The sequence below is a fragment of the Embleya sp. NBC_00888 genome, assembly GCF_045207655.1.
Classification (GTDB): domain Bacteria; phylum Actinomycetota; class Actinomycetes; order Streptomycetales; family Streptomycetaceae; genus Embleya.
The window spans coordinates 4,314,956-4,340,008 of sequence record NZ_CP108785.1 but is presented as its reverse complement, the minus strand read 5'-3'; the positions used below and the strand labels follow the sequence as shown (position 1 = coordinate 4,340,008).

At 71.1% G+C, this 25,053-nt stretch carries 24 protein-coding genes and 2 pseudogenes; 11 read left to right on the top strand and 15 right to left on the bottom strand.

Features of this window, described 5'->3' with window-relative positions; genetic code table 11:
• The first annotated feature begins 86 nt into the window (after positions 1 to 86).
• The 6 genes from OG948_RS53230 to OG948_RS53205 all read left to right on the top strand — a co-directional run bounded on the left by OG948_RS53230 (position 87) and on the right by OG948_RS53205 (position 7,373).
• Positions 87 to 1,769: an amidohydrolase gene (locus OG948_RS53230; RefSeq protein ID WP_331772292.1), complete on the top strand. Its 1,683-nt coding sequence runs from the start codon at positions 87 to 89 to the stop codon at positions 1,767 to 1,769.
• A 169-nt stretch (positions 1,770 to 1,938) separates the two neighbouring features.
• On the top strand, positions 1,939 to 3,594 hold the full coding sequence (locus OG948_RS53225; RefSeq protein ID WP_331772291.1) for an ABC transporter substrate-binding protein: 1,656 nt from the start codon (positions 1,939 to 1,941) through the stop codon (positions 3,592 to 3,594).
• A 26-nt stretch (positions 3,595 to 3,620) separates the two neighbouring features.
• The gene (locus OG948_RS53220) at positions 3,621 to 4,622 is read left to right on the top strand and encodes an ABC transporter permease (RefSeq protein ID WP_331772290.1); all 1,002 of its coding nucleotides are present in this window, start codon (positions 3,621 to 3,623) and stop codon (positions 4,620 to 4,622) included.
• On the top strand, positions 4,619 to 5,497 hold the full coding sequence (locus OG948_RS53215) for an ABC transporter permease (protein ID WP_331772289.1): 879 nt from the start codon (positions 4,619 to 4,621) through the stop codon (positions 5,495 to 5,497). Before OG948_RS53220 ends, OG948_RS53215 begins: the two co-directional genes overlap by 4 nt.
• Positions 5,497 to 6,498, top strand: a complete 1,002-nt coding sequence (locus OG948_RS53210; RefSeq protein ID WP_331772288.1) for an ABC transporter ATP-binding protein — start codon at positions 5,497 to 5,499, stop codon at positions 6,496 to 6,498. The genes OG948_RS53215 and OG948_RS53210 overlap by 1 nt, the downstream gene beginning before the upstream one ends.
• Positions 6,495 to 7,373: an ATP-binding cassette domain-containing protein gene (locus OG948_RS53205; protein ID WP_331772287.1), complete on the top strand. Its 879-nt coding sequence runs from the start codon at positions 6,495 to 6,497 to the stop codon at positions 7,371 to 7,373. The genes OG948_RS53210 and OG948_RS53205 overlap by 4 nt, the downstream gene beginning before the upstream one ends.
• Positions 7,374 to 7,446: 73 nt before the next feature.
• On the opposite strand, the gene OG948_RS53200 is transcribed toward OG948_RS53205, so the two are convergent.
• On the bottom strand, positions 7,447 to 7,875 hold the full coding sequence (locus OG948_RS53200; protein ID WP_331772286.1) for a VOC family protein: 429 nt from the start codon (positions 7,873 to 7,875) through the stop codon (positions 7,447 to 7,449).
• 619 nt (positions 7,876 to 8,494) lie between these two features.
• On the opposite strand from OG948_RS53200, the gene OG948_RS53195 reads away from it, so the two are divergent.
• The 3 genes and pseudogenes from OG948_RS53195 (at position 8,495) to OG948_RS53185 (ending at position 12,016) form a co-directional block, all read left to right on the top strand.
• A complete protein-coding gene (locus tag OG948_RS53195; protein ID WP_331772285.1) occupies positions 8,495 to 10,486 on the top strand; it encodes an ABC transporter ATP-binding protein in 1,992 nt (663 codons plus the stop codon).
• Positions 10,487 to 10,786: 300 nt separating this feature from the next.
• Positions 10,787 to 10,966 (top strand): annotated as a pseudogene (locus tag OG948_RS53190) (oxidoreductase); the annotation flags it as partial.
• A gap of 153 nt (positions 10,967 to 11,119) precedes the next feature.
• Positions 11,120 to 12,016: an RNA polymerase sigma-70 factor gene (locus OG948_RS53185; protein WP_331772284.1), complete on the top strand. Its 897-nt coding sequence runs from the start codon at positions 11,120 to 11,122 to the stop codon at positions 12,014 to 12,016.
• Positions 12,017 to 12,070: 54 nt separating this feature from the next.
• Here OG948_RS53185 and OG948_RS53180 read toward each other — a convergent pair whose 3' ends face one another.
• Positions 12,071 to 12,388 (bottom strand): hypothetical protein, encoded by a 318-nt coding sequence (locus OG948_RS53180; protein ID WP_406300737.1) that lies wholly within the window; start codon positions 12,386 to 12,388, stop codon positions 12,071 to 12,073.
• Positions 12,389 to 12,641: 253 nt separating this feature from the next.
• Here OG948_RS53180 and OG948_RS53175 point away from each other — a divergent pair, with 253 nt between their 5' ends.
• Positions 12,642 to 13,217, top strand: coding sequence for a hypothetical protein (locus tag OG948_RS53175; protein WP_331772283.1), 576 nt, complete (start codon positions 12,642 to 12,644; stop codon positions 13,215 to 13,217).
• A 137-nt stretch (positions 13,218 to 13,354) separates the two neighbouring features.
• On the opposite strand, the gene OG948_RS53170 is transcribed toward OG948_RS53175, so the two are convergent.
• From OG948_RS53170 to OG948_RS53135, 8 genes are all read right to left on the bottom strand, one after another.
• Positions 13,355 to 14,032, bottom strand: coding sequence for a hypothetical protein (locus OG948_RS53170; RefSeq protein WP_331772282.1), 678 nt, complete (start codon positions 14,030 to 14,032; stop codon positions 13,355 to 13,357).
• Positions 14,033 to 14,300: 268 nt separating this feature from the next.
• Positions 14,301 to 14,732 (bottom strand): TauD/TfdA family dioxygenase, encoded by a 432-nt coding sequence (locus OG948_RS53165; protein WP_331773597.1) that lies wholly within the window; start codon positions 14,730 to 14,732, stop codon positions 14,301 to 14,303.
• Positions 14,733 to 14,977: 245 nt separating this feature from the next.
• Entirely contained in the window at positions 14,978 to 15,703 is a 726-nt protein-coding gene (locus tag OG948_RS53160) for a helix-turn-helix domain-containing protein (protein ID WP_331772281.1), read from the bottom strand.
• 32 nt (positions 15,704 to 15,735) lie between these two features.
• Entirely contained in the window at positions 15,736 to 16,503 is a 768-nt protein-coding gene (locus tag OG948_RS53155) for an NAD(P)H-binding protein (protein ID WP_331772280.1), read from the bottom strand.
• 394 nt (positions 16,504 to 16,897) lie between these two features.
• A complete protein-coding gene (locus tag OG948_RS53150; RefSeq protein WP_331772279.1) occupies positions 16,898 to 17,821 on the bottom strand; it encodes an RNA polymerase sigma-70 factor in 924 nt (307 codons plus the stop codon).
• A complete protein-coding gene (locus OG948_RS53145; protein WP_331772278.1) occupies positions 17,818 to 18,750 on the bottom strand; it encodes an NAD(P)-dependent oxidoreductase in 933 nt (310 codons plus the stop codon). Before OG948_RS53145 ends, OG948_RS53150 begins: the two co-directional genes overlap by 4 nt.
• Positions 18,751 to 19,689: 939 nt before the next feature.
• Positions 19,690 to 20,028 carry a cyclic-phosphate processing receiver domain-containing protein gene (locus OG948_RS53140; RefSeq protein WP_331772277.1) on the bottom strand — a complete coding sequence of 113 codons (339 nt, stop codon included), beginning with the start codon at positions 20,026 to 20,028 and terminating at the stop codon, positions 19,690 to 19,692.
• Between the two features lie 163 nt (positions 20,029 to 20,191).
• A complete protein-coding gene (locus tag OG948_RS53135) occupies positions 20,192 to 20,551 on the bottom strand; it encodes a MerR family transcriptional regulator (protein WP_331772276.1) in 360 nt (119 codons plus the stop codon).
• A 59-nt stretch (positions 20,552 to 20,610) separates the two neighbouring features.
• Here OG948_RS53135 and OG948_RS53130 point away from each other — a divergent pair, with 59 nt between their 5' ends.
• Positions 20,611 to 20,940, top strand: a complete 330-nt coding sequence (locus tag OG948_RS53130; RefSeq protein WP_331772275.1) for a putative quinol monooxygenase — start codon at positions 20,611 to 20,613, stop codon at positions 20,938 to 20,940.
• A 196-nt stretch (positions 20,941 to 21,136) separates the two neighbouring features.
• Here the strand turns inward: OG948_RS53130 and OG948_RS53125 are convergent, their stop codons facing one another.
• The 5 genes and pseudogenes from OG948_RS53125 to OG948_RS53105 form a co-directional block, all read right to left on the bottom strand.
• Positions 21,137 to 21,580: a hypothetical protein gene (locus OG948_RS53125; RefSeq protein WP_331772274.1), complete on the bottom strand. Its 444-nt coding sequence runs from the start codon at positions 21,578 to 21,580 to the stop codon at positions 21,137 to 21,139.
• Between the two features lie 237 nt (positions 21,581 to 21,817).
• A pseudogene (locus tag OG948_RS53120) lies at positions 21,818 to 22,246 on the bottom strand (dioxygenase); the annotation flags it as partial.
• Positions 22,227 to 22,544, bottom strand: coding sequence for a fumarylacetoacetate hydrolase family protein (locus OG948_RS53115; protein ID WP_406300917.1), 318 nt, complete (start codon positions 22,542 to 22,544; stop codon positions 22,227 to 22,229). The gene OG948_RS53115 and the pseudogene OG948_RS53120, both read right to left, overlap by 20 nt.
• A gap of 358 nt (positions 22,545 to 22,902) precedes the next feature.
• Entirely contained in the window at positions 22,903 to 23,157 is a 255-nt protein-coding gene (locus OG948_RS53110) for a hypothetical protein (protein WP_406300736.1), read from the bottom strand.
• Positions 23,158 to 23,928: 771 nt separating this feature from the next.
• Entirely contained in the window at positions 23,929 to 24,945 is a 1,017-nt protein-coding gene (locus OG948_RS53105) for a sugar phosphate isomerase/epimerase family protein (protein WP_331772272.1), read from the bottom strand.
• Between the last annotated feature and the right edge of the window lie 108 nt (positions 24,946 to 25,053).

The following is a 25,053-nucleotide window of genomic DNA, read 5'->3' as shown; positions in this document are numbered from 1 at the left end:
CGGACGGCACCACGTACCGCACCGAACACCAAGTGGGCACCGAACACCGCTCCGCGGAACACCGCACCGACCCAGAGGACGCGTTGATGGGGACCACCCGGCCCAGGGCCGACACCGTTTTTGTAGGAGGCAGGGTCTTCACCGCGACCTCGGCCGCCCCGATCGACGCCGCGGTCGCGGTCCGCGACGGTCGGATCCTGACCGTCGCCGACGAGCACGCCGTGCGCGAACTCGTGCACGCCGACACCGAGGTGGTCGACCTCGCGGGCGGCCTGCTGATCCCCGGATTCCAGGACGCACACGTTCACCCGGCGGTCGCCGGCGTGCAGATGGGACGCTGCGATCTGGCGGGCGAACGCTCCGTCGACGGCTACCTCGCGGTGATCGCCGCCTACGCCGACGCCCATCCCGACGCCGACTGGATCTGCGGCGGCGGCTGGTCGATGGACGTCTTCCCGGGCGGCATCCCCACCCGGGCCATGCTCGACGCGGTGGTGCCGGACCGACCCGTACTGCTCACCAACCGCGACGGCCACGGCGCGTGGGTCAACAGCCTCGCGCTGACCCTGGCCGGCGTCGACCGCAACACCCCCGACCCGGCCGACGGCCGGATCGAGCGCGAGCCCGACGGCACCCCGGGAGGCACGCTCCAAGAGGGCGCGATGGACCTGGTCGGCGACCATGTACCGGCGGCCACCCCCGACGAGGCGCTCGCCGGGCTGCTGGCCGCGCAGCGCCATCTGCACGGACTCGGCGTGACCGCGTGGCAGGACGCCATGATCGGCGTCTTCCCCGGCAACCCCGACAACTTCGACGTCTACCTGCGCGCCGCCGGCGACGGCTCGCTCACCGCCCGCGTGGTCGGCGCCCTGTGGTGGGACCGCGAACGCGGCCTGGAGCAGATCCCGGACATCCTCGAGCGCCGGCGCACCGGCCGCGTCGGTCGCTTCGCCGCCACCACGGTGAAGATCATGCAGGACGGCATCGCGGAGAACTTCACCGCCGGGATGCTGGAGCCCTACCTGAACGGATGCGGCTGCGCCACCGCCAACTCCGGACTCAGCTTCGTCGATCCGAAGCTGTTGGCCGAGGCGGTCCGCGAACTGGACCGGCTCGCCTTCCAGATCCACTTCCACGCCCTGGGCGACCGCGCGGTCCGCGAGGCCCTGGACGCCCTGGCCGCCGCCCGCGCCGCCAACGGCGACAACGACAACCGGCACCACCTGGCCCACCTCCAGGTCGTGCACCCCGACGACCTGCCGCGCTTCGCCGCCCTGGACGCCGCCGCGAACATCCAGGCGCTCTGGGCGGCCCACGAACCGCAGATGGACGACCTGACCATCCCGTTCCTGGGCCCCGAACGCGCCGCGCTGCAATACCCGTTCGGCGACCTGGCCCGCGCCGGCGCCCGACTGGTCGCGGGCAGCGACTGGTCGGTGAGCAGCCCCGACCCGCTGTGGGGCATCCACGTCGCGGTCAACCGGATCGTGCCGCACGACGCCCCCAATGCGCCCGCCGATCGGGCCCCGCGCAAGCCGTTCCTGCCCGAACAGTGCCTGACCCTGGCCCAGGCACTGACCGCCTACACCGCCGGCAGCGCGTGGGTGAACCACCTCGACGACGTCACCGGCACGGTCGAGGAGGGCAAGTACGCCGACCTCGTCGTGCTGGACCGGGACCCGTTCGCGGGCCCGCCCCAGGAGATCGCCGGCACCCGGGTCCGCCGCACCTACGTCGAGGGCCGACCGGTCTTCGACGCGGGCGACTGAGCAGCGCGAGCAACCGGGCATCGCGACCGCCCGAGCATCGCGACCGACACCACGACCGACACCACGACCGCGACCGCGACCGCCCGAGCATCGCCGCCGACCCCACCACCGATCGAGTACGGACCCCGCCCCGCCCGACCGCCCCGCCCCCACTTCCCGGAGGAAGACGATGCCCGCACCTCGTACCGGACGCCCAAGACGCCTCCGCCGCATCGCCCTCGCCTGCGCCCTCGCCGCGACGTTGGCCGCGAGCGCGTGCAACGGCGGCAGCGGCAAGCCCGCCGCATCCGGCGACCGCGCCTACGAGTTGACCGCCAAGACGCCACCCGGCACGCAGATCGACTCGTTCACGTGGTCGCTGTTCGCCGAACCCGCGTCGATCGACTACGCGTACGCCTTCGACTACCCGCCGAACCAGATCCTCGCCAACGTGTGCGAGAGCCTGCTGCGCTGGAACCCCGACCTGACCACCTCGCCCGGCCTGGCCAGTTCGTACACCAACCCGACACCGACCTCGTGGGTCTACGAGATCCGGCCCGGCGTGCGTTTCCACGACGGCACCGCACTGACCGCGGACGACGTGGTCGCCTCGCTGCGCCGCAACCTCGACCCGGAGGTAGGCAGCTACTGGGCCTACCCGTACCGCAATGTGCAGTCGGTCGACAAGAGCGGCCCGATGCAGGTCACGGTGACCCTCAAGACGCCGGACTCCACCTTCAACAAGTACCTGGCCGCGAGCCCCGGCACGGTCGAGTCCGCGGCCACGCTGGCCAAGGCCGGCAAGGACTACGGAAACCCGGCCAAGGGCGTCAACTGCACCGGCCCGTTCGCGTTCTCGTCCTGGACCGCGGGCCAGTCGATCGTGCTCAAGCGCTTCGACGACTACTGGAACCCCGACCTCAAGGCCAAGTCGGGGCAGGTGAAGTTCGTCTTCCTGCCGGACGCCACCACCCGGGTCAACGCCTTCCAGACCGGCGAGGTGGACGGCGGCTGGATGGTCCCCGCCAACTCCTACGGGCAGTTGCGCAACACCCCGGCCGGCAAGCTCTACTTCGGCCGCAACACCACCGTCGCCGACGAGGTGGTCGGCAACCTCCAGGGCCCGCTCGGCGACGCCCGGGTCCGTCAGGCGCTGCTGATGGCCATCGACCGCAAGGGCATCGTCGACGCCGGCGTGGGCGGCATCGGCCGAGTGGCGAACTCGCTGGTCACCGACGACGTGTGGGCCGGCGCCCCGGGCCCGGTCCGGGACGAGGTCGACAAGACGACGCCCGTCTACCCGTACGACGTGGCCAAGGCGAAGGAACTGGCCTCCCAGGCCGGCGTCAACGGGCAGAAGATCGTGATCGCCACCAGCCCACTGGACTCGCAGACCACGATCATCACCCAGGCCGTCGCCCAGGCCGCCACCGCGATCGGCCTGAAGCCGCAGATCGACACCATCTCGCCGGAGAAGTACTCCTCGCTGTTCACCGACCCCCAGGCGCGCAAGGGCATCGACCTGTTCCTGACCTTCTGGTACACCTCGATCACCGACCCGCTGGACATGTACGGCTCGCTGCAGACCGGCGCGTTCAGCAACTACGGCGGCTGGTCGCACCCGGAGTTCGACACCGCGGTGAACCAGGCCCTGGGTGCCCCGGACCCCGCCGCGCAGTCCGCCGCGGCCGTGCAGGCCCAGCAGATCGCACTGCGCGAACTCCCGTGGCTGCCGCTGTACACGTCGCCGGTGAGCGTCTTCCTCGGCAAGCGCATCACCGGCGTGCAGCCGTCCATCGCCTACCTCTACTACCCGTGGGCCGCCGAGATCGGGGCGAAGAGTTGACCCTCGCATCCTCGACCGAGGCGGCCGTGCCCGTCGCGACCCGCCGATCCGGCGGGCGCGGCGGGCGCGGCCCGGCGCTCGCCCTGGCCGCGCTGCGCCGACTCGCCGGCATGGCGACAACCCTCCTGGTCACCTCCTTTCTGGTGTTCTCCTCGCTCTACCTGGCTCCCGGCGACCCGGTGAGCTTCCTGGTCAAGGGACGCAGTCCCAGCCCACGGGAACTGGACACGATCCGCGAGCAGTACGGCTTCAACGACCCCTTTCCGGTGCGCTACTGGCACTGGCTGGAGGGCGTGTTGCAGGGCGACTTCGGCCGCTCGTACCTCTTCCACCAGGGCGTCGGCGACGTGGTCTGGGCCCGACTGCCCGCGTCGTTGTTGCTGATCGGCGTATCCATGCTGCTGATCGCGGTGTTCGGGATCGGCGCCGGAATCGTCGGAGCGCTGCGCCGCGGGACCTGGGCGGACTCGACCGTGCTGCTGATGGTCACCGTCGGCGCCGCGGTGCCCTCGTTCGTCGCGGCGATCCTGCTTCGCTCGGTGTTCGGTGTGCAACTGGGCTGGTTCCCGACCTTCGGCAACGGCGAGGGTGTGCTGGACCGGCTTCACCACGTGGTGCTGCCCGCGATCGCCCTCTCGGTGACCTTCACCGCGCTGGTCACCCGGGTGACCCGGACCGCGATGCTCGACGAACTGCGCCGCGAGCACGTCGAGGTCGCGCTCAGTCGCGGTATTCCGCGGCGCAGCGTGATCAGGCGACACGTGCTGCGCAACGCGCTCGGACCGATCGTGACCGTCTCGGCCCTGCTCGTCTCCGGAATGTTGGTGAGCACGGCGCTGGTGGAGACCGCGTTCGGGATGGCCGGCGTCGGCTCGCTGCTGGTGCAGGCGGTGAGCCAACAGGACTTCCAGGTGGTACAGGCCATCGTGCTGCTCGTGGTGGCCGCGTTCGTGCTGATCAACGCACTGGTGGACCTGCTGTATCCGCTGATCGACCCGCGGGTCGCGGCACGAGGGAGCGCCCGATGAGCGCCGTCACGCTTGATTCCACAGCGGCCCCACCGCGCCGCGACCCGCTGCGCCGACTCCGCCGACTCGGCGGCTCGTGGCTGGTGAACACGTGCCTGGTCGTCCTGGCGGTATTCCTGGTGGTCGCCCTGGCCGCGCCCTGGCTGGCCCCGCAGGACCCCAGGTTCGGCGCGTTGTCGGAGACCTTCGCGGACCCGGGCCCCGCCCACTGGCTGGGCACCGACCAAGGCGGCCACGACACCTTCTCGGCCCTGATCGAGGGCACCCGGACCAGTTTGTTCGGGCCGCTCGCGGTGGTCGTCTTCGCCACCGTCGCGGGCATCGCCGTCGGACTGTTCAGCGCGTGGCGTGGCGGCTGGGTCGACGCGGCCATCGGGCGCGTGCTCGACATCCTGTTCGCCTTCCCCGCGCTGCTGCTGGCGATCCTCGCGGTCGCCCTGTTCGGCAAGGGTCTGACCGCGCCGGTGCTCGCCATGGCCGTCGCCTACCTGCCGTACACCGCACGCCTGGTCCGCGGCCTGGCCGCCGCGGAGAAGTCCCGGCCCTACATCGCCGCCTACCGAATCCAGGGCCACTCACCGGTGTTCGTCTCGGTCCGCGGCCTGCTGCCCAACATCACACCCACCGTGCTGGCCCAGGCCACGGTCAACTTCGGCTACGCGCTGCTCGACCTCGCGGCGCTCTCCTTCCTGGGCCTGGGCGTGCAACCGCCGACGCCCGACTGGGGCTCGATGATCAACCAGGGGCAGTCCGCCGTACTCCAGGAACGACCGCTCTCCGCGATCGTGCCCGCGGTCGCGATCGTGCTGGTGGTCGTCGCGTTCAACGTCGTCGGGGAGCACCTCGCCGACCGGGTCGCAGGACGGGACGCCTGATGACGCTGCTCGACATCGACGCGCTGAGCGTCACACTCCCCGGCATGGCCCGCCCGATCCTGGACGGGATCGAACTGACCGTCGCCGCCGGTGAAACCGTGGGCCTGGTCGGCGAGTCCGGCTCCGGCAAGTCGGTCACCGCCCGCGCCGCGCTCGGCCTGTTCCCGGCCGGCGCCGACCTGGCCGGCCGGGTCCGGGTGGAGGACATCGACCTGGTCGGCGCCGACGCCGCGCGGCTGCGCGAGGTGCGGACCGGCATCGCGGCGATGATCTTCCAGGACCCCCGGGCCGGGATCAGTCCGGTGCGTCGGATCGGCGACTTCCTGACCGAGGCGCTGCGCCTGGTCGGCGGCTGGTCCCGGGCCCGCGCGGACGCCCGCGCGGCGGAACTGCTGGCCGCCGTCGGCCTGCCCGACCCGGAGGCCCACCTGCGCCGGTTCCCGCACGAGATGTCCGGCGGCATGCTGCAACGCGTGATGATCGCCGCCGCGCTGTGCGGCGAACCCAGGCTGTTGTTGTGCGACGAGCCGACCACCGCCCTGGACGTCGCCACCCAGGCCGAGATCCTGGCCCTGCTGGGACGCCTGCGCCGCGAGCGCGACCTGGGCCTGCTGCTGATCACCCACGACATCGAACTCGCGGCCGCCTCGTGCGACCGGATCTACGTGATGTACGCGGGACGGATCGTGGAGACCGCGAGCGCGGACGAGTTGTTCGCCCACCCCCGTCATCCCTACACCGCCGGACTGCTCGGCTCCTCCCCACCGCTGGAGGGGCCGTTGACCCGGCTCACCCCCATCCCGGGCGCGCCGATGAGCCTGTTGGAGTCCGCGACCGGGTGCGCGTTCGCGCCGCGCTGCCGGTACGCCGAGCCGGGACGGTGCGATCAGGCGCCGCCCGCGCTCGAACCGCACGGCGCCGGCCTGGTCGCCTGCCATCGCGCGGACGAACTCGGCTCGCCCGAGCCCGCCCACCTCGCCCCGGACTCGGAGGACCGTTGACCACCGACGTCACACCCCATGACGGCACACCCCTGATCGAGGTCAGCGGCCTGCGCAAGACCTATCGCACCGGCACCGGCGAGGTGGTCGCCGTCGAGGACCTGTCCTTCTCGCTGCCGGTCGGCGGCGCGCTGGGCCTGGTCGGCGAGTCCGGATCGGGCAAGACCACCACGGCCCGGATGCTGCTCGGCCTGGAACGCCCCGACGCGGGGCGCATCGTGGTGCGCGGCACACCCTTGGCCGAGACCGTGCGCGGCCGGGCCGCCCGGTTGGCCCGGGCCAAGGCGGTCCAAATGGTCTTCCAGGATCCCTACCTGTCCCTGGACGGCCGGCTGTCCATCGGCGCGACACTCGACGGCGTACTGCGACTGCACGGAGTGCGCGATCCGGCCGCCCGCAGCGCGCGGATCGCCGAACTGCTGGCCCAGGTCGGCCTCGGCCCCCGGGAGGCGGCGACCCGACCGCGCGGACTCTCCGGCGGCCAGCGGCAACGCGCGGCCATCGCCCGGGCGCTGGCGGTGGAGCCCGCGCTGCTGGTCCTGGACGAGGCAGTCTCGGCGCTGGACGTCTCGGTCCAGGCGCAGGTCCTCAATCTGCTCGCCGACATCCGCCGGGATACCGGCATCGGGCTGATCTTCGTCAGCCACGACCTGGCCGTGGTGCGCTACCTGTGCGACGAGGCGCTCGTGCTGCACCGGGGCCGCACCGTGGAGCACGGACCCGTCGGCGACCTGCTCACCGCGCCCGCCGACCCCTACACCCGACTGCTGCTCGCCTCGATCCCGCGCCCCGGCTGGGACCCGGAGCACATCGCCCGACAACGCCGCGAACTGCCCGCGCCGGCCCCCGGCTACGCGGTCCCGAGCGCCTCATGACGGCGAACCGCACCGGTCGACCCGTGACGGTGTGGCGTTGGCTGCCACTCGAGGGTGTGTCGTTCGCGGCCACTCAGTCGATACAGAACTCGTTGCCCTCGATGTCCTGCATCGGGATGCACGAATCAGTGCCGTCATACAGCGTTTGCACGTGTACCGCGCCGAGCGGGACCAGTCGTGCGCACTCGGCCTCGAGTACGGCCAGGCGCTCTTCACCCACGAGTCCGGTGCCGACCCGCACGTCGAGATGCACCCGGTTCTTGGCGGCCTTCCCTTCGGGGACGCGCTGGAAGTACAGCCGCGGCCCCACGCCCGAGGGATCAACGCAGGCGAACCACGCGTCCTGCCGCCCGGGAGGCAGTGAGCGCCGGTAATCGTCCCAAGTGGCAAACCCCGCCGGCGGTGGCGGTGCGACGTACCCCAGCACCTCGCACCAGAAACGAGCGAGGCGCTCGGGTTCCGCACAGTCGAAGGTGACTTGGAACTGCTTGATCGATGCCATCGGTCCATCGTAGAAGCGGGTCTTTCGTCGCCTCCACGGGGCCGTCGCCGACCACGCAGTGTCGCACGCGACCCACTCTTGGCGACGAGCGGGACCTCGAGCCGTGACGATCCTGACGGCGCCCCCCGCTGTAGCCACGCCGCACACAACGAACGCGCGTGCTGGAGGCAACCCGCCCGCGCTCGGCGTCGGCGCGGACGACCCGCGCGCGGGCAGGATGGTGACTTCGGCGATGGCCCCGGACGAGGCAACGGACCCTGACGAACTCTGACGAACCCTTCCGAAGAGGCGACGGCCCCCACCCTCCCGGCTGCCGCAGCCTGACGCGTCCACCTCGTACTGCTTGCCCCTCCCCGGGCGGTCCCGCCTCCCACTCCCGCGTGCGCCCGGCGCGTGGCGGCGATGTCCGGGCGAGAACGGACCCCCGTGGAGTCCGCGCCGAACGGCATGCGTTCGTGCCGGGCAGCGACCCGTTTGGTCGAGCGCCCGTTCGAGGCACGCTCGTTGCTCCCGCGCCCGGCTCGTACATCCGTGCGCTCTGCCGGGGCGAAGCCCACGCCGGAAGCATGAGCGCACGCTTCCGCGAGCGTCCTACGCGGTCCGACCAGGAGGCAGCGACATGACCACGAAAGCCGGAGGAGAACCCTCCTCGCCACGCACGTCCCGCTCGAAACCCGAGGCCGGCGGCATTCCCCGGCAAGCCGTCGCCGAGGATCCGGGCGCGCCGGCAGCGGACGAATCCTCTGATCAGGAACCGGCGTTCGCGCCGCCGGGCCGGGTCACCGACGTCGCGCTGACAAAGATCACCACCCGGGCGATGGCGGGCCGCCTGCCCCGACTGATCATGCGCGCGATGCGCCTGGCGTGGCGGGCCGATCCCGGCGCACTGGTCGCACTGTTGGTGTGCCAGGTCCTCGCCGGTGTCCTGGAAGCCGGTGGCCTCCTCGCGACGACGGGAACGATCACCGCCCTGATCTCCGATGGCGACGTCGCCGACCGCCTGCGCGAGGCCCTGCCCTCGATCGTCCTGCTCGCCTCGGCGGTCGGCCTGCGAGCGGTGTTGGGCATCGCCGTCGTGGGCCTGTCCGCGCGGGTCACCCCTCGCCTGACCCGCGAATCCGAATGGCTCCTCCTCCAGGCCGCCTCACAGGCGGAGTTGGCGGCCTACAACCACCCCGGCTACCAGGACCGATGGGACGCCGCCGACCGCGGCATGCAGTCGATGCGCGGCCTGATGCCCCAATCCCAGGACGTCCTCGCCGCCTGCGCCTCCCTGATCGCCGCCGCTTCCGTACTCACCGTCCTGCACCCGGTGTTGCTCCCGCTCCTCCTGCTCGGCGCGCTGCCTCGCGGGGTCGCCGCCGTGCGCGGCGCCCGCGTCGAGTACCTGACCACACTGCAAACCCAGGACGAACGGCGCCTGCTCGGCATGCTGCGCCGGCACATCTCGGACCAACACTGGGCCGACCAACTGCGCGCATGCACCATGGCGCCGTACCTGCTGAACCGGTACTCCGTCGCGGCCGAGCGCGTGCAACGCGTGACCCAGGCGGGCGCGTGGACCACGGCGAAGATCGGCCTCGTCGGGGCGGCCGTCGGCGGAGTGGCCGCGAGCCTGGTCTGGGGCGCACTCGCCTACCTGCTCTCCACGGACCGCATGTCGGTGGCCGCGGCCGGCACCGCCGTCATCGCGCTGCGCACGGTCGGCACGGCGCTCGGCGGCCTGGTGGCGTCCGGGAGCCGGTTGTACAGCGTGGGCCTCTACCTCGACGATTGGGCGCGGTTCCTGGACCAGGCCGGTGGGCACGGGATGAACCGGGGCGCCCTCGCCCCGCAAGCACCGGTCGTCGTGCGCGCCGAGAAGGTCACCTACAACTATCCGGGGAAGGCGACACCCGCCGTCGACGGCGTCGACCTCGAGGTCCGCAGGGGCAGGATCCTCGCCCTCGTCGGCGAGAACGGATCGGGCAAGTCGACGTTGTCCCGGTTGTTGTGCGGCCTCTACCTGTCCCACGAGGGCCGCGTCACCTGGGACGGGGAGGATGTCGCGGACCTCGACCCGCACGCCGCCTGGTCCCACCTGGGCTACGTTCCCCAGGAGATCGCCCGCTGGCCCCTGTCGGCACGCCTCAACATCAACCTCGGGCAACCACGCGCCGACGACACCGAAGCCCTGGCGCGAGCCGCGACCGCCTCCGGAGCCGACGACGTCATCGCCGGACTCCCACGCGGCCTCGGCACACTGCTCGCCCGGGAATGGTGGGGCGGCGTGGATCCCTCCGTCGGCCAATGGCAGCGATTCGGCATCGCCCGCGCCCTCTACGGCGAACCCGCCCTGATCTGTCTGGACGAACCCACCTCCGCCCTCGACCCCCGAGCCGAACACCGCATCTTCGCCGGACTGCGCGACATCGCCCGGGACAGCGCCGTCGTCCTGGTCACCCATCGCCTGGCCAACGTCGCGGTGGCGGACGAGATCGTCGTCATGGAATCCGGCCGAGTGGTACAGCACGGGTCCTTCGACGAACTCCTCGCCGACTCGGGGGGCCTGTTCGCCGAACTGTGGCAACTCCAACAGGACAGAGGAACCGAACCGGCGCCACGGACGTAGCCGACGCCACAACCTTCCGGGTCCGGACGGCCCTTCCGACCGTCCGGACCCACCTCGCTGCTCCCCCGCCGGCGGGGTCGAGGATCGTCCCGGACGCCCTCTGTTTCGTCCACGGGCTCCCCCGACGCCGCTCTCCCACCCGTCACCTGTCCGACGCGCCTGACCGGCGCGCTTTCCGTCCGACGCGCCCCGACTGGTCATCGAATGTGATCCGGGCCATACCGTGTCACACGTTCCCTCCGTCCGGCGCCTTGTGTGCGAAACCCCGAGCGAACGAAGCGAACGAACGGAACAGGGACCATGACCAAGCACAACAGCGGCCGGACCGAAGTCGTCGTGATCGGCGGCGGATACGCCGGAGTCCTCGCGGCCAACCGCCTCACCGGCCGCGACGACGTGGCCGTGACCCTCGTGAACCCGCGCCCGACCTTCGTCGAGCGCCTGCGCCTGCACCAGCTGGTGGCAGGCTCCGACGACGCCACCCGCCGACAACGCGTCCAGGCCGAGTACCCGAGCCGACCCGCACGCGTGTCGTAACCCCCGGGGCGGCGGGCGGCACCCGCACGCCGCCCGCCCCCAAACCCGGAACCCCCGGGGACGGGCCACCAGGAAAGGGAATGGAAGGATTCGAGGATGCGCGACCACACCGCGGACGCGGCGACCGATGCCTTCGTCGCCCACCGCAATCTGCTCTTCACCGTGGCCTACGAGATCCTCGGCTCGGCGGCCGACGCCGAGGACGTCCTCCAGGAGACCTGGCTGCGCTGGGCCGAGGTCGACCTGGAGCAGGTCCGCGACCAGCGCGCCTACCTCGTCCGCGTCACGAGCCGGCGGGCGCTCGACCGGCTGCGGACCCTGCGGCGGCGCAAGGAGACCTACGTCGGCCCCTGGCTTCCCGAGCCGCTGCTCACCTCGCCGGACGTCGCCGAGAACGTCGAGCTCGCCGAGAGCCTGTCCATCGCCGTGATGCTCGTCCTGGAGACCCTCTCGCCCACCGAGCGGGCCGTGTTCGTCCTGCGCGAGGTCTTCGACGTCGACTACGACGAGATCGCGGAGGCGGTCGGCAAGTCCCCCGCCACGGTCCGCCAGATCGCCCACCGCTCCCGCAAGCACGTCGACGCCCGCCGCCCTCGCCAGGTGGTCTCCGCACGCCAGGCCAAGGCCGCCATCGCGTCGTTCCAACACGCCGTGGAGACCGGCGACCTGCAGGGCGTGCTCGACGTACTCGCCCCCGACGTCGTCCTGATCAGCGACGGCGGCGGCGTCAGGAGCGCCGCGCTACGGCCCGTCATCGGCCTCACGAAGGTGGTCCGCCTCCTGCTCGCCGCCCTCGGCGACAAGGAGGGCGCACTCACCGGCGAGCCCACCACCGTCAACGGCGATCCGGCGCTCCTCCTGCGCGTCGACGGCGAGATCGACAGCATCATGGCGATCCATCTCGACGACGGCCTCGTCACCGACATCTACTTCGTCCGCAACCCCGCCAAGCTCACCCACATCGCCGCCGACACACCACTCACCCTGAACTGACACCACAACGGCCGCGGCCCCACCCCGAGAAGGGGACGAAAGCCGCGGCCGTCATCACTCGAAGGAGCGCGGCCGCCCTCCACGACCCGGCCGCGGGCGACGCGATCCCCCGCATCGCTCGTCGACGCGCTCACCGCGGTCGGGTGGTTCCGGCACGACCCACAGGACGAACCCACCACCGAAGTGGTCGCCGCCGCCGAGGCAAAAGCACGCCACCGCGGCCGACTCGCCCATCCCGCCCGGGAGTCGGCGTCCGGTCGGTACGTCGTACGGATCGGTGCCGGGTGAGCCGACGACCCGCACACCGAACGACTCCTCGCTCGACTCGTCGACCGCCACCGGGAGTTGGGCCCCGCCGAGCTGCTGAAACAAGGCACGCGCGGGCCGCGGCCGACCGCCCGCCCATTGAGCCCCCGCCGCTCCGCCACTCCGGCTCCGCTCCGACGTCTCACCGGGGGGCCGGGCCGCCGAAGTGCTCCATCTCGCGGCCGGTCGGCGGGAATCGCACACGGCAACGACCCCGCACACTGCCCGGCGCGGCCGGGGTGAAGTCGCACCGACTGTGTACGACGGTTGAGTAGAAGTACGGATGCCCGGCAAGCCGGATCCCGGGCAGGGTTGCCGCATGAATCCTCGTACGGTGGCCATCGGGCTGAAGGGGCTGTTGGGCGCGCTGTTGGCGCTCGCCGTCGTGTTCGACGAGTGGGCGCGGTTCGCCGACAAGGCCATGGGCATGCGGGCCGTCTTGTACCCGGTCGCGGTGTTGGCGCTGCCGGTGTGGTGGTGGGTCCGGCGGCGGGGCCAGGCGTTCCCCTGGGATGTGGACGCGCTGATCACCCTGCCGTTCGTGGTGGATGTCGCCGGGAACGCGGCCGACCTGTACGACCGGGTCGCGTGGTTCGACGACGCCTGCCACTTCGGCAACTGGGCGGTACTCGGAACGGCGTGCGCGGTGGCGCTGCTGCGGTGGAGCACCTTGCCGGCGTGGGCGGTCGCATGGTGCTGCGCGGGGGCCGGGGCGGCCACGGCAATCCTGTGGGAGTTCTTCGAGTACGGGGCCTTCGTTCTCGATACGCCCGAGTCGGTGTCGATCTACCGCGACACCGTCGGGGATCTGTTGCTCGGGCTGCTCGGAGCGTCCGCCGCCGGGGCCGCCGCCGGGTGTTGGGCGCGACGGCAGCACCGCAGGCACGTCCCATAGCCCCACCCGGCTCCATCCGGCAGCGGTCGTTCGACCGAGCGGGCGGTGACGCCGATCCGAGGTGATCAAGCCCGAACGCCTCGGTCACGGAGACGGCGGTGTGGCACCTTCAGAGGGTGACCGGGTGCCCGGGAGGGTCAGCCGGCCTTCGGGATGTACAGGAACTTGACCGGGTAGGGCGCGGCTCGGCCCGGCTGATCGACCGTCACCCACACCTCGAAGCCCGCGGCGAAGCCGGATTCCTCCAGCGCGAAGCCGATCACCGCGTCCTTGGTTTCCTTGCTCGTCAACTGCCCGTTGAACGAGGGGGCCGGAGTCCGGTCGGGGAGCAGCGGGTCGATCTGTGCCATGCGTACGGCGTTGTCGTCGTGGCGCACCACGCTCACGTGGACCTGACCGTCCAGGGTCAGCGGCTTCGCGCCGTCGTGACGGAGCCGGAGGTGCACGTCGCCGCGCCGCGATCCGGCGGGCGCGGGGACGTCGCCGGGTGTTGCGACCTGGGTCACCGATACGCGGGCGAGGTTGGGCAGAACGAATTCGGAGCCCAATGCCAGTGGCGGCGGGTCCTCGGGGCCGAGCCACTTCGTGGGTCCGGGTCCGCGCGGTTCTTCGACGGACGACCTGTCCTTGGTCGCGGTCGGTCGCCTCTTGTCGGCTGGAGCTTCCTTCGGTGGGTGGTCGAGGCTGGTGGTGGGCACCGATTCGGCCCCTGATTCGCGGCCGGCCTCGGTGTTGCCGCACCCCGTCAGTGACAGGCCGAGCGCGAGGGCGGCCGAGCAGACGAGCAGGGTGCGGGTGGATAAGGCGATGGACATGTCGTGTCCTCCTCGGATGGACCCGGCGTAACCGGTCACCCTCGGGGACGGCCCGCGGGACACGTCCGGTTGCGGCAAAAGCCACACGTGACGGCGAGACGTACGGGTTTCCCGTCGGGACCGAGTGCGGGCTCGATCGAACGGCTCGCCCGCCCCGACCCGAGGCCGGGTCGGGGCGATGCCGCGTATGCGGCGGACAGGTGCGACGGGATCGGAGCCGCCTACGCCCGGACGCCGGAGGGCACTTCGGAGGATTGCGCGGTCCGGGTCAGCGCGGTCGGTCGCCGAGGATGGTCACACGTTCCATGATTCGCTCGTGTGGGTAGTAGTCGGCGCTCGCGTAGTGCTGTGTGGCGCGGTTGTCCCAGAACGCGATCGTGCCGGGGCGCCAGCGCAGCCGGCACTGGTACTCGGGGTGGCGGGCCTGGTCGTAGAGGAATGCCAGCAGTTCGCGGCTCTCGTCGTCCGGCAGGTCCTCGATGTGGTGGGTGAAGATGCGGTTGACGTAGAGGAGTCGGCGGCCGGTCTCCGGGTGGGTGCGGACGACGGGGTGGGAGACGGCGGGGTACTTCTGCTGTTGCCGGGCCAGTTCCTCGGGTTCGAGGGCACTGCCGAAGGTCTGGGTGAAGTCGTGGACGGCCGTCAGCCCGTCCACGCGGGTCTTCGTCGCCTCCGGCAGGCCGTCGTAGGCCGCTGCCATGTCCAACCACGAGGGCCTCCTTCGGACGACGTGGTGGCGCGGCGTGACGTGGCTCCGGGCAGGGCGAGGTGGCGCGTCGGCCGGGCGGGGGCGGCGGGCGCGTCGGCGGGCGCGGCGACACGCGCGGGCATGGCACGCGGGCGGGCGACTCTGCTCCGGTGGGTGGGGGGATCGCGCCGGGGGAACGAAGGGCGATTTCCTTCCGGTCACGGAAGGGGATCACCCCTGTGGGGCGTGCGGGATTGCTACGGGGCGCCGGGTTTCCGGAACTGTTCCGAAGGGGTTTCCGATGCGGCCAGTGCCAGGGTTTCCGGGCGGCACGGCGCGGTGAGGATGCCGACGCCGGCGTCCACCAGGTCGGCCACGTACAGCGCGGTCGTGCCCGGGGCGTAGTGGGAGTCGACGCTCTGGCGCAGCTCGCGTTCGGCGAGCGCGCGCGTGGCGAATCCGGCGAAGTGTTGCCAGCGTCGCAGGGCGAGCCGGTCCGGGAGGGTGCCGCCGGACAGGTTCAGGGCGCGGGTGTTGAGTTCCTTCAACCCCGTGGTCCACGGGCTCCGCCCGAGGTCGTCGAGTGCGAACGTGACGACGTCGGGGTGCACGGTGTAGGCGGCCTGTACGCAGAACCGCAGGTACCAACTGCCCTCCGACGGGCTGTCGCGCAGTCGGTCGAGCAGTTCGGCGAGGGGCAGCACGAATGCCTCGGCGAGGGCGTACGGATCCTGTGCCCGTCCCTGCCGGTCGAACAGTGCGGTCAGTTCGGTGCGGCGCGCGTTGATCGGACCCATGCGGTACTCGAAGATCGCGTCGACCAGGCCCTGGGGCGACCCGAAGTGGTATTTGACGGCATTCGTATTGCGCTGCCCGGCCGCCACGGCGATCTCCCGAGCCGAGACCGCGTTGATGCCCCGCTCGGCGAACAGGCGTTCCGCCGTCGTCATCAAGCACAGCCGGGTGGCCGCCGAATTTTCCATGCCGCGGACGTTAACGCACATGCGTTAACCATTCAAGAGCCCGAGGCATCCCCAACGCCGGGACGCCGCACCCTTGTCTCGACACTCCGGGAAGGCCCTGCCGCGTCGTGCTTGGCGAGTGCTTCGCGGCGAATCCACCGGAGCAGGGTGGGGTTGTCGACGGTCGTGACGACACCGACGGTGGTGCGCAGGTGACGGTCGTCGTCCAGCAGGGCGAGCATGCAGGCGGCCAGGTCCACACGGGCGGTGAACCTGCCGTCGGCGTGGCCTTGGACGAGGGTGTAGTCGGTGGCGGACGGCAGGTGGTAGAGCCCGCTCGGGCGCACGATCGTCCAGTCCAGGTCGGCGGACCGGACCAGCGTTTCCATCCGCCGCATGTCGTCGTACAGCGTCTTGCCCAAAACCTTGGTCACGTAGGGCAGGAGTACTCGGTTGAACAGGAACCCGCCGTCGGAGTACGGGTGCGGGTCGACGCCGCTCGAGCTGACCACGGTGAGTCGACGCACGCGATGCCGTTTCATCGCGGCGACGATATTGGCCGCTCCCTGCGAATAGGTATTGATCGGCCCCTTCGCGGCGGGCACCCCGAGCGTGGACAGCACCGCGTCCCGCCCGGTCACGACGGCGTCGACGGCCACTGGATCGAGCACGTCGGCACCGACCACCTCGAGTCGATCGTGGTGCAGCGGAAACGAGTCCGGCTGTCGGGTGACCGCGGCGACCCGATGTCCGGCGGCGAGGGCCCGGCCGGTGACCAGGCGCCCGGTGGGGCCATTGGCTCCGAAGACTGCGATCCGCATGATGACGGTCCCTTCCTGATGACGACGCGTTCTCGGAGACGATGCGGGAAGCGGCGCGCGGCGGTCCGGGTGCCCGCGCCCGCGCCGGCGGTTCGTCGAGCGATGCGTGTACCTGCGCCGGGTGCGGCTCCCGCGGCCGGAAGTCGGCGCAGCCCTCGAAGTCCTCGCGCCGCGCCGACGGCGCCGGCCGCGGTCCGATGTCCGCCCTCTGCGGCACGCCTGCCCGCGCGGCATCCGCACCGCCACGACCGCGCCGAACACGCCGTGGTCGAGCGGGCCCGACCGGCTCGGCGCCCCCTGGCCGGTCGGGTCCACAAGCTCGAAGTCCGCAGCGTCGCCCGCGTGTTCGACTACCGGATCCCGTACCCGGTGTGGAACGCGGCGGGCTTTTCGGTCAGTCCGAGTCCCGGTCGGCCTGCTGTGTTTCGCGCAGGACCGCCCAGGCATCCGCCACCGGGCCCACATGCCCGAGCTTGTCGGGGTTGCTCACCGTACGGATCGCCTGAATCCGCCCGTCGAGGATGTCGAGCGTCCAGGTGTTGACGACCCTGCCGTCCCGGTCACGGAAGATCGCGCCGGGCTGGCCGTTCATCCGGTGCGGTTGCACGACGCCGCCGATCCGGGCGAACGGCGGGAGGAAGACGGCGAGCACCTGGGAGACACGGTCGGCGCCGAAGAAGCCCCCGGCCCACTGCGGGGCCTTGCCTCCGCTGTCCGCGACCAGCGCCACGTCGGCGGCGAGCAGTTCCCGCAGCCCGTCGACGTCGCCTTCCCGCAACGCCTCGAAGAAGCGTTCGGCGAGTTCCTCGCGCTCGCGGCGGTCGGCCTCGAAGCGGGGCCGACCCTCGTCCATGTGGCGGCGCGCACGCACCACCAACTGGCGGCACGCCCCTTCGGAGCGGCCCACCGCCGAGGCGATCTCCGGGAAACCGAAGGCGAACACCTCCCGCAGCACGAAGACCGCCCGCTCCAGCGGACTGAGCCGCTCCAGCAGCAACAACGCCGCCATCGACACCGAATCGGCCAGTTCCGCCGACTGCTCCGGGTCCTGGTAGGGGTCGGTGAGCAGCGGCTCGGGGAACCACGGTCCGACGTATTCCTCGCGCCGGACGCGAGCCGAGCGCAGCACGTTGATCGAGACGCGGGTGACCACGGCCGACAGGTACGCCTTGGCCGAGGTGGGGGTTGTCGTGGAGGTCGCGTAGCGCAGCCAGGTCTCCTGGACGGCGTCCTCGGCCTCGGTCACGCTGCCCAGGATCCGGTAGGCGATCGAGAACAACAGCGGTCGCAGCTCCTGGAACTCCTCGGTGTGGGTCACTTCAGCTCCTCCTTGAAGCCCTGCCGCCACGAGGGGTGGCGCAGCTGCCAGCCCAATTCCCGCTTGGCCTTGGCGTTGGAGAAGCCGCGTCCCTCGGTCATCATCACCACCGCCTGATCACCGGCGAGCAGTCGGGCGAGCCACACCGGGATCCGGATCGGCCGCTTCGCGCCGGCGCACGCCGCCAGGTGGGGCAACCACTCGCTCGCCGGGGCCGGTTCGTCGTCGACGATGTTGAACACGCCCCTCGCCTTCTGCTCCACGGCCAGGACCGTGGCGCTCGCCGCATCGTCGAGATGCACCCACGAGCTGTAGCCGGTGGCGCGCCCCACGAGCGGGTACTGCCGCTTGCGCACCAGTTCGACCTGGTCGTCGATGGCGCCCGGCCCGTAGAACGCGCCGTAGCGCAGGACCACGCCGCCGGCCTCGAGGACCACGTCCTCGACACGGCTCAACGCCTTCAGCCCCACGTGCGCCGCCGTGCCCTCGAGCAGGTCCAACGGGTCCTGTTCGGTCTTCACCCATCCGCCCTCGCGGATGCCGTTCCAGGAGGCGTAACCCTGCGCGACGAAATGCGACACACCGGTCGCCTCGGCTGCGGCCAGAAGATGGTCCGTCCCCTCGGTACGCAGCCGGTTGGTCGTGGCGAACCAACGGTCGGGATGCTTGATATCGGGCTTGCCGGCGTGCGCCATGGAGATCGCCGTCATCTGGTGCACGATCACCTCCGGCCGAGCCTTGGCCACCGCCTCGCCGACCGACACCGCATCCAACCCGTCCATCACCACGCCGTCCGCGCCCTGCTGCGCCAACCCGCGCAGCTTGGCCGCGCTCGTGGTCGTGGCCGTCACCTGGTGGCCGCGGGCCACGAGCTGTGGCACCAGCCGCCTCCCCAGAACCCCGGTTCCGCCCGCCAGGAACACCCGCATGATCATCACCTTCCCGACGCAAGAATCTGTCTTCGCTACCCGAGACAAGACAGCGCGGCCGCCTGTGACATGGCGGGGAAGATCAGCCGACCGACAAGGGATCGGTCGCACCCGCCGCGGCGAAGGCGGGGTGGTCGGCGGCGCGGGATTCGAACCGGGACAAACGTGCGGGCGATCGGGGTTCCGTCGCCGACCAGGCGCGGCCGTCGAAGCGGGCGAGGCGGATGCCCGCTCGTGTGGGATCGGCCGGAAGCCCGGCCACCGAAGCCGGATCGCGGCTCTCGTGTGTACGCCGGGTGTTCAGGCGGCCCATTGTCACCCGTGACGCTTCGCCCGCCGCCGAATCGACCGGATACGTCCGGCCCTCGCGCAGGTGTGCCCGTCACGCAACGAGTGGCAGGCCCGGCGCGCGGAACACCGGTGCTCGACGTCGACCGCGAATACCCCATAGCCGTCACGGGCGGCGGCCCGGCACCCCGGCGAGGCCTCCTCCTCCCGACGCGCGCGGGCTGCGCCTCGCGCGATCGCGGCGGTCGGGACACCTTGGTGGTGCCTCGACGGACCAGCCTGTGCCGGTAGCCGGTTCGTACCGGCAGCATGGCCGCAGGTCACCCACCGCAGCGCCGTTCGAATTGCGTTCCCGCTCGACCCGGACCAACGTCACCCCGTTTGCCGGCGGCGCGGGTTCCTTTGCGACGCCGTCGTGGTCAACACCTCCTACGACGGCTGGTATCCGTATCCGGAAGGTGCCGTCGGTTTCCTGGTGCGCTTCCTCGGCAGGCGTGGCCCGGTGAAAGGGCTCCCGCCCAACCTCCCCCGCCACCCCGGCGACGTCGTGGCCATTCGGTAGGCGCCGAGGAAGGCCCTCCGTGAGAGTGCGGCCGATCGCGAGGCTCGAACGGGTTCTCGGACCGGCGCAAGGTCAGGAGAGCCCGACTCCTAGGCCGTTGCCCGCCGGACTCGGTAGTTCCAGCGGGTGAGCGAGCGGACGACGGTTTCGGCGCCGATGGGGTTGGCGCTGTGAACGAAGATCGCTCCGATGCGGAAGGGGCGTCCGTGGAAGGCGGCTTCTTCCAAGAGGGTCACCACGGGCAGGATGGTGTCGTCGCCGCCGAGATCGTGGTCGAGCCAGAGTTCGTCGATGAAGCGGTCGCGGTGCTCCCGCAGGAGCCGGATGCCTTCGCCGCTGGTGCGGGCGATCCGCGTGGCCCTCGGCAGCGGTCGCAGGTCGTCGATGCCGAGGATGACGGGCGTCGGTACGGGCGGGTCTTCCTGCACCCGAACATCATCCTGTACCCGACCACCAGCGCAAAAGAGCGGCCACAGGAAGCGCCGAAGCAGCGAAGGCGGAGCGTCACGAGCAGGTCGCAACCCGCGGCGCCGACCCACCCACCAGGTTGACCCGCACGGTGGCGGTGGCGGTGGCGAAGGCGGTGGCGGCTTACGTGAGTGCCGGCGCGTCGGTCCGAGTGGCGGAGATGAGACCGGCCAGTGAGGTACGGGTTTCCGACAGTGCGGTGATCCGGTCATCCAGGCCCCGGAGGTGTTCTTGGAGGGTCTCCAGCTTGCATTCGGCGACCGTGCCGTCCTGGCCGACACACGGCAGCAGATCGCGGATGACCCGGGTCGGCAGCCCCGCGTCCAGCAGTGCGCGAATGCGACGGACCGCGGCGGGGGCGCTGTCGTCGTAGCGGCGGTGGCCGCTGTCGAGACGGTGGGACGCCAGGAGGCCCTGCTCCTCGTAGTAGCGCAGGAGCCGGACGGAGGTGTCCGTCACGGCGGCGAGCTCGCCGATCTTCATGTGGCGCCCCTCACAATCCCTTGAATCTCACATCGATGTGAGATCTTAACGTGAGGTCCATGACGAACACGGATCACCCCATCTCCCTCTACGGTTTCCTTCGCCCCAGGCCGGAGCGCGCGGACGAGGTCCGGCGCATCCTCTCCTCCTTCGTGGGACCCACCCGGCAAGAGCCCGGAAACCTGCAATACCACCTCCACGAGCACGAGGACGGCCGCTTCTTCCTGTACGAGGTCTGGCGCTCGCAGGAAGACCTGGACCGGCACAACGCGACGCCACCGCTGCGCGCCTTCCTGGAAAACCTGTCCACCTTCCTGGAGGCGGCCCCGGAGGGCTACTTCGACACCATGCTCAGCCCGTATCCCAGGGCCGCACCGGTTCCCGCCTGAGCGGGTGCCCACGGGCAGGTGCCACGCACGGCAGACGCGGGAGGACGCCCGGTTACCTGCGGGTTGCGGTGTGGGAAGGCAGTTCGGCGAAGCGGTCGCGGTACTCGTGGGCGAAGCGGCCGGCTGGGCCGGGAGCAGGGCGGTGACCAGGCAACGCACCTGGCTGCGCTGCAACTCCGGGCGCTGGAACAGGGGATCACCCGAGTCGATCCGTTCGAGGAGGGACCCGACCGGCATCCGCATCGTCCGTCCCTTGGACTCGGCCGGGTCGAAGGCGAAATCGAAGCGCACTGTGGACACCGGCGCGGCGATGCCCGGTCAGCGCGGCGAATTCCTGGTCGACCAGGGCGGCGGCGATCCGCAGGCCCGGGAACCGCGTCCTTTTGCTGCGCAGGGGCCGCAGTTCCTGGGTGTCTCCGGGGTTGGCGACTCCCGCCGTCGCCTCGTCGAGGGTCGCCCGCAGGCCGCCGCACGATGCCGAGATGGCCCCGGAGACACCGATGTTGACGAAGTAGGAGCCGCGGTTGCGGCCCTCGGCCGAGGCGACGCGCACCTGGAGCGGCGAGACGAAGTAGCCCACCGCGAAGTCGTGTGCGGCGACGCCGCGCAGTTCGTGATCGCCGCCGCACAGGTCGTCCAAGGGCGATGTGGCGATCGAGCCGCCGAACAGTCGGGTGGCGGCGTTGAGCAGGTCGGCGGGGTTCCGGGATCTGGTGATCAGGTGATCAGGTGGTTGCGCAGCGGAGTCGGCACGATGGTGGGGTCACCCCCTGAGAGCCCATTGTCAGCCCATGGCGGTAGGCGGATTCCAGCACGAGCGGACGGCCGTCGCGACGGCCGCAGAGGCAAGAGTGGGGCCGAGGGAGGGATTCGCGGGCTACCGGGGCGCGTGGGCGCCGGTCATGTGGGCGGCGAGGTCCTCGGGACGCACGAACGACGGCGGTGGCGGCGGGCCCCAGGAGAACAGGCCCTTGGCGCCTTCGAGTTCCTCCGGAGTCCAGAGTTGACCCTCGGGAACGCAGTCCATGTCGGAGTAGTACTCGCTGAAGTTGCCTGCCGGGTCCTTGAGGTACCAGAAGAAGTTGGACCCCGCGTAGTGCCGCCCCAGACCCCACACATGCCGCTCGGGACGGCCTTCCAGCATGGCGTGGGCGCCGCGGCCGATGTCGTCGATGTCGTCGACCTGCCATGCGGTGTGGTGCAGGAAGCTCACCGGGGAGCGCAGCACGAGGATGTTGTGGTGGTCCTCCGAACAGCGCAGGAAGGTGCCTTCTCCCTTGATGTGGTCACTGACCAGAAAGCCGAGGGCCGCGCCCCATGCCGACTCCCGCGGGTCTTCCGGTGAAGACCAGGTCGCCCGGCAGCGGCGGAGTGACCTTCGACAGCCGGTGGATCAGCTCGGGCACGGTGAAGACCAAGTCCCGCGTACGCCCCTTCCGGACCTGTTCGCCGTTGAGACGGCAGTCGAGCGTGAGATCGTCGGGGTCGTCGACGGTCACGACCCAGAGGGCGATGGGCCCGAAGCCGGGGAACGACTTGCCGAGGGCGAACTGCGGTGGCGTGGCCGCCATCTGCGTGATCCGCTCCGAGATGTCCCGGCCCACCGTCGGTCCCGCCACGCGCGACCACGCCTCCTCCCGGTGCTGGGCGCCGATGCGGCACGCGGCACGTGGATGCGGTGGTACCCGAACGCCGACCTCGAAGTCCTCGCCGGGTGTGGCCACTTCCTCCGGACGAAGCACCCGCCGCACTCGCCGCCTCGATCCGAGCGTTCCTCGAGCACGCGGCGCGGTGACGTCGGGGGACGGGGGCACGCGGCCTCCCGGTGTGGCTACCCCGGATTCGCGGCACGCGTGGTTTTCGACGGGGTCGTGCTGTCGGCCGAGCCGGACACACCCCGAGGCCACGGTCGAGATCACGTGCCTGGTGGGCGGGCCGGGTCGGTCTCGGCGAAGTCGGAGCCTACCCGGAAACCGTGATCCGGAAGATGTCGGGACGCAACCGGTGTGACCGGGTGCGCACTTCCTCGAACGTGCCGGGTGGCCAGGTCGTGCGCGGCGTCCGGATGACGTTGACGATCCGCTTCGCCTCGTGGGCCGGGACCCGGGACAGGTCGGCGACGGACAGGTCGAGGGCGATCGTGTCGCAGGCGGTGGCCGGCCTTTGGCCGATCGCGGTCATGTCGGCCCTGGTGCCCGGCATGCCTCTGTCGCGCACGCGGACGTGGAAGGGTTCCCGGTTGCGCAACCGCTTCAGGGGCCCGGGCGAGTGAGCGGACCCGGCCGGCGATGTCCGCGAGACCACCGTCCTGGAGGCGGTCGCGCTCCTGCACGCTGACGAAGGCGCCGAACCGGTCGTTGCGTCGGATGCGTTCACACGGTCCGGTGTACAGGCGGCGGCCGATGCGGCGCAGCAGACGGGCGAGCATCCCGGCCCGACGGCGCGTTTCCTTGAGCGGAACGTCGTAGAGGTAGGTCCGGGTGTCCGCCGGCGCTTCGACGAGTGCGCGCAAGTCGGCTCGGGCCGAGGCGAGATCGAGCGCGAGCCCGGCGGGGTGGCGCAGCGCCAGGACGCAGTTGACCGACGGGGGGAGCGGGACCCGAACCGGAACCGGTGTCGGCTCCGACGCGACCCTCGGCCGCCACGGCTACTCCGCGACAGAACCTGTATCCGTAGCGGGTGGGTGGCGACGCGGCGGTTGCTTCCGCTTGCGGCGGGGATCCTTCCGCGGGCGTCGCGCACCACGTTTCGGCTTCTTCATCGCCGACCCCCTACCCCGACTCGCGCCGCCCACCACACACCCTCGCGCAACGACACGACCCGGTCGACGTCGCCACGCGAAGCCGTGGGGAAAACTGACGGCGAGACGATCTTCGCGTTTCCTGCCCGTCGAAGATGCCGTGGGCGGTCGGGGCTTCGAGCACCTCGTGGCCGACCTGCGTCGCCCGTCGGGGGTTCCCTCGTTCCCGCTCGGTGTGCGTCATTTCCTCACGGTGTGCGATTCGTTCGGAAGGCGGCGTCGAACGAGGCGTCGGGCGGTTGGATGGCGGCCAGGGAACGTACGAACGCGAGCGCGTCGGGTGCTCCGATCAGACGGTCCATACCGGCGTCCTCCCACTCGATCGAGATCGGTCCGGAGTAGCCGACGGAGTTGAGCGCCCGGAAGCAGTCCTGCCAGGGCACGTCGCCGCGGCCGGTGGAGACGAAGTCCCAGCTCCGGCGCAGGTCTCCCCACGGCAGGTGGGAGCCCAGACGACCGCGTCGGCCGTCGCCGTCGCGCAGCCGGGTGTCCTTGCAGTCCACGTGGTAGAGGCGGTCGCGGAAGTCGACGATGAACGCGATCGGGTCCAGCCCCTGCCACAGCAGGTGGGAGGGATCCCAGTTCAGGCCGAAGGCGGGCCGGTGGTCGACGGCCTCGAGCATGCGCGCCGTCGTCCAGTAGTCGTAGGCGAGTTCTCCCGGGTGCACTTCGGCGGCGAACCGTACGCCGGTCTCGTCGAAGGTGTCCAGGATCGGGTTCCATCGGTCGGCGAAGTCGGTGAAGCCCTCCGCGATCTGCTGCGGGGACACCGGGGGGAACATCGCCACGGTGTGCCAGATGGCCGAGCCGGTGAATCCCACCACGGTCTCCACGCCCAATCGGGCGGCGGCTCGCGCGGTGTCCTGAATCTCTCGGGCGGCCCTGCGGCGCACCCCTTCGGGCGAACCGTCGCCCCACACGTGCGTGGGCAGGATGGCGCGGTGGCGCTCGTCGATGATCGCGTCGCACACCGCCTGTCCGACCAGGTGGTTGGATATGGCCCACGTCCGCAGCCCGTACTTGTTCAGGATCGCCATGCGGCCGTCCACATAGTCGTCTTCGGCGAGGGCTCTTCGGACGTCGAAGTGATCGCCCCAGCAGGCGATTTCGAGGCCGTCGTAGCCCCAGTCGGCGGCGAGTCGGCACACCTGCTCGAAGGGCAGGTCCGCCCATTGACCGGTGAACAGCGTGATGGGGCGAGGCATGGTCGTCCTTCCCGGGGGCGCGTCGCGGAGTCCGCGGCGCGCGGGAGCGGGCGGGTGCGGGTGGCCGCTCGACGGGGCCGGTGCATCCGACGCCCTCCCGCTCTTTCG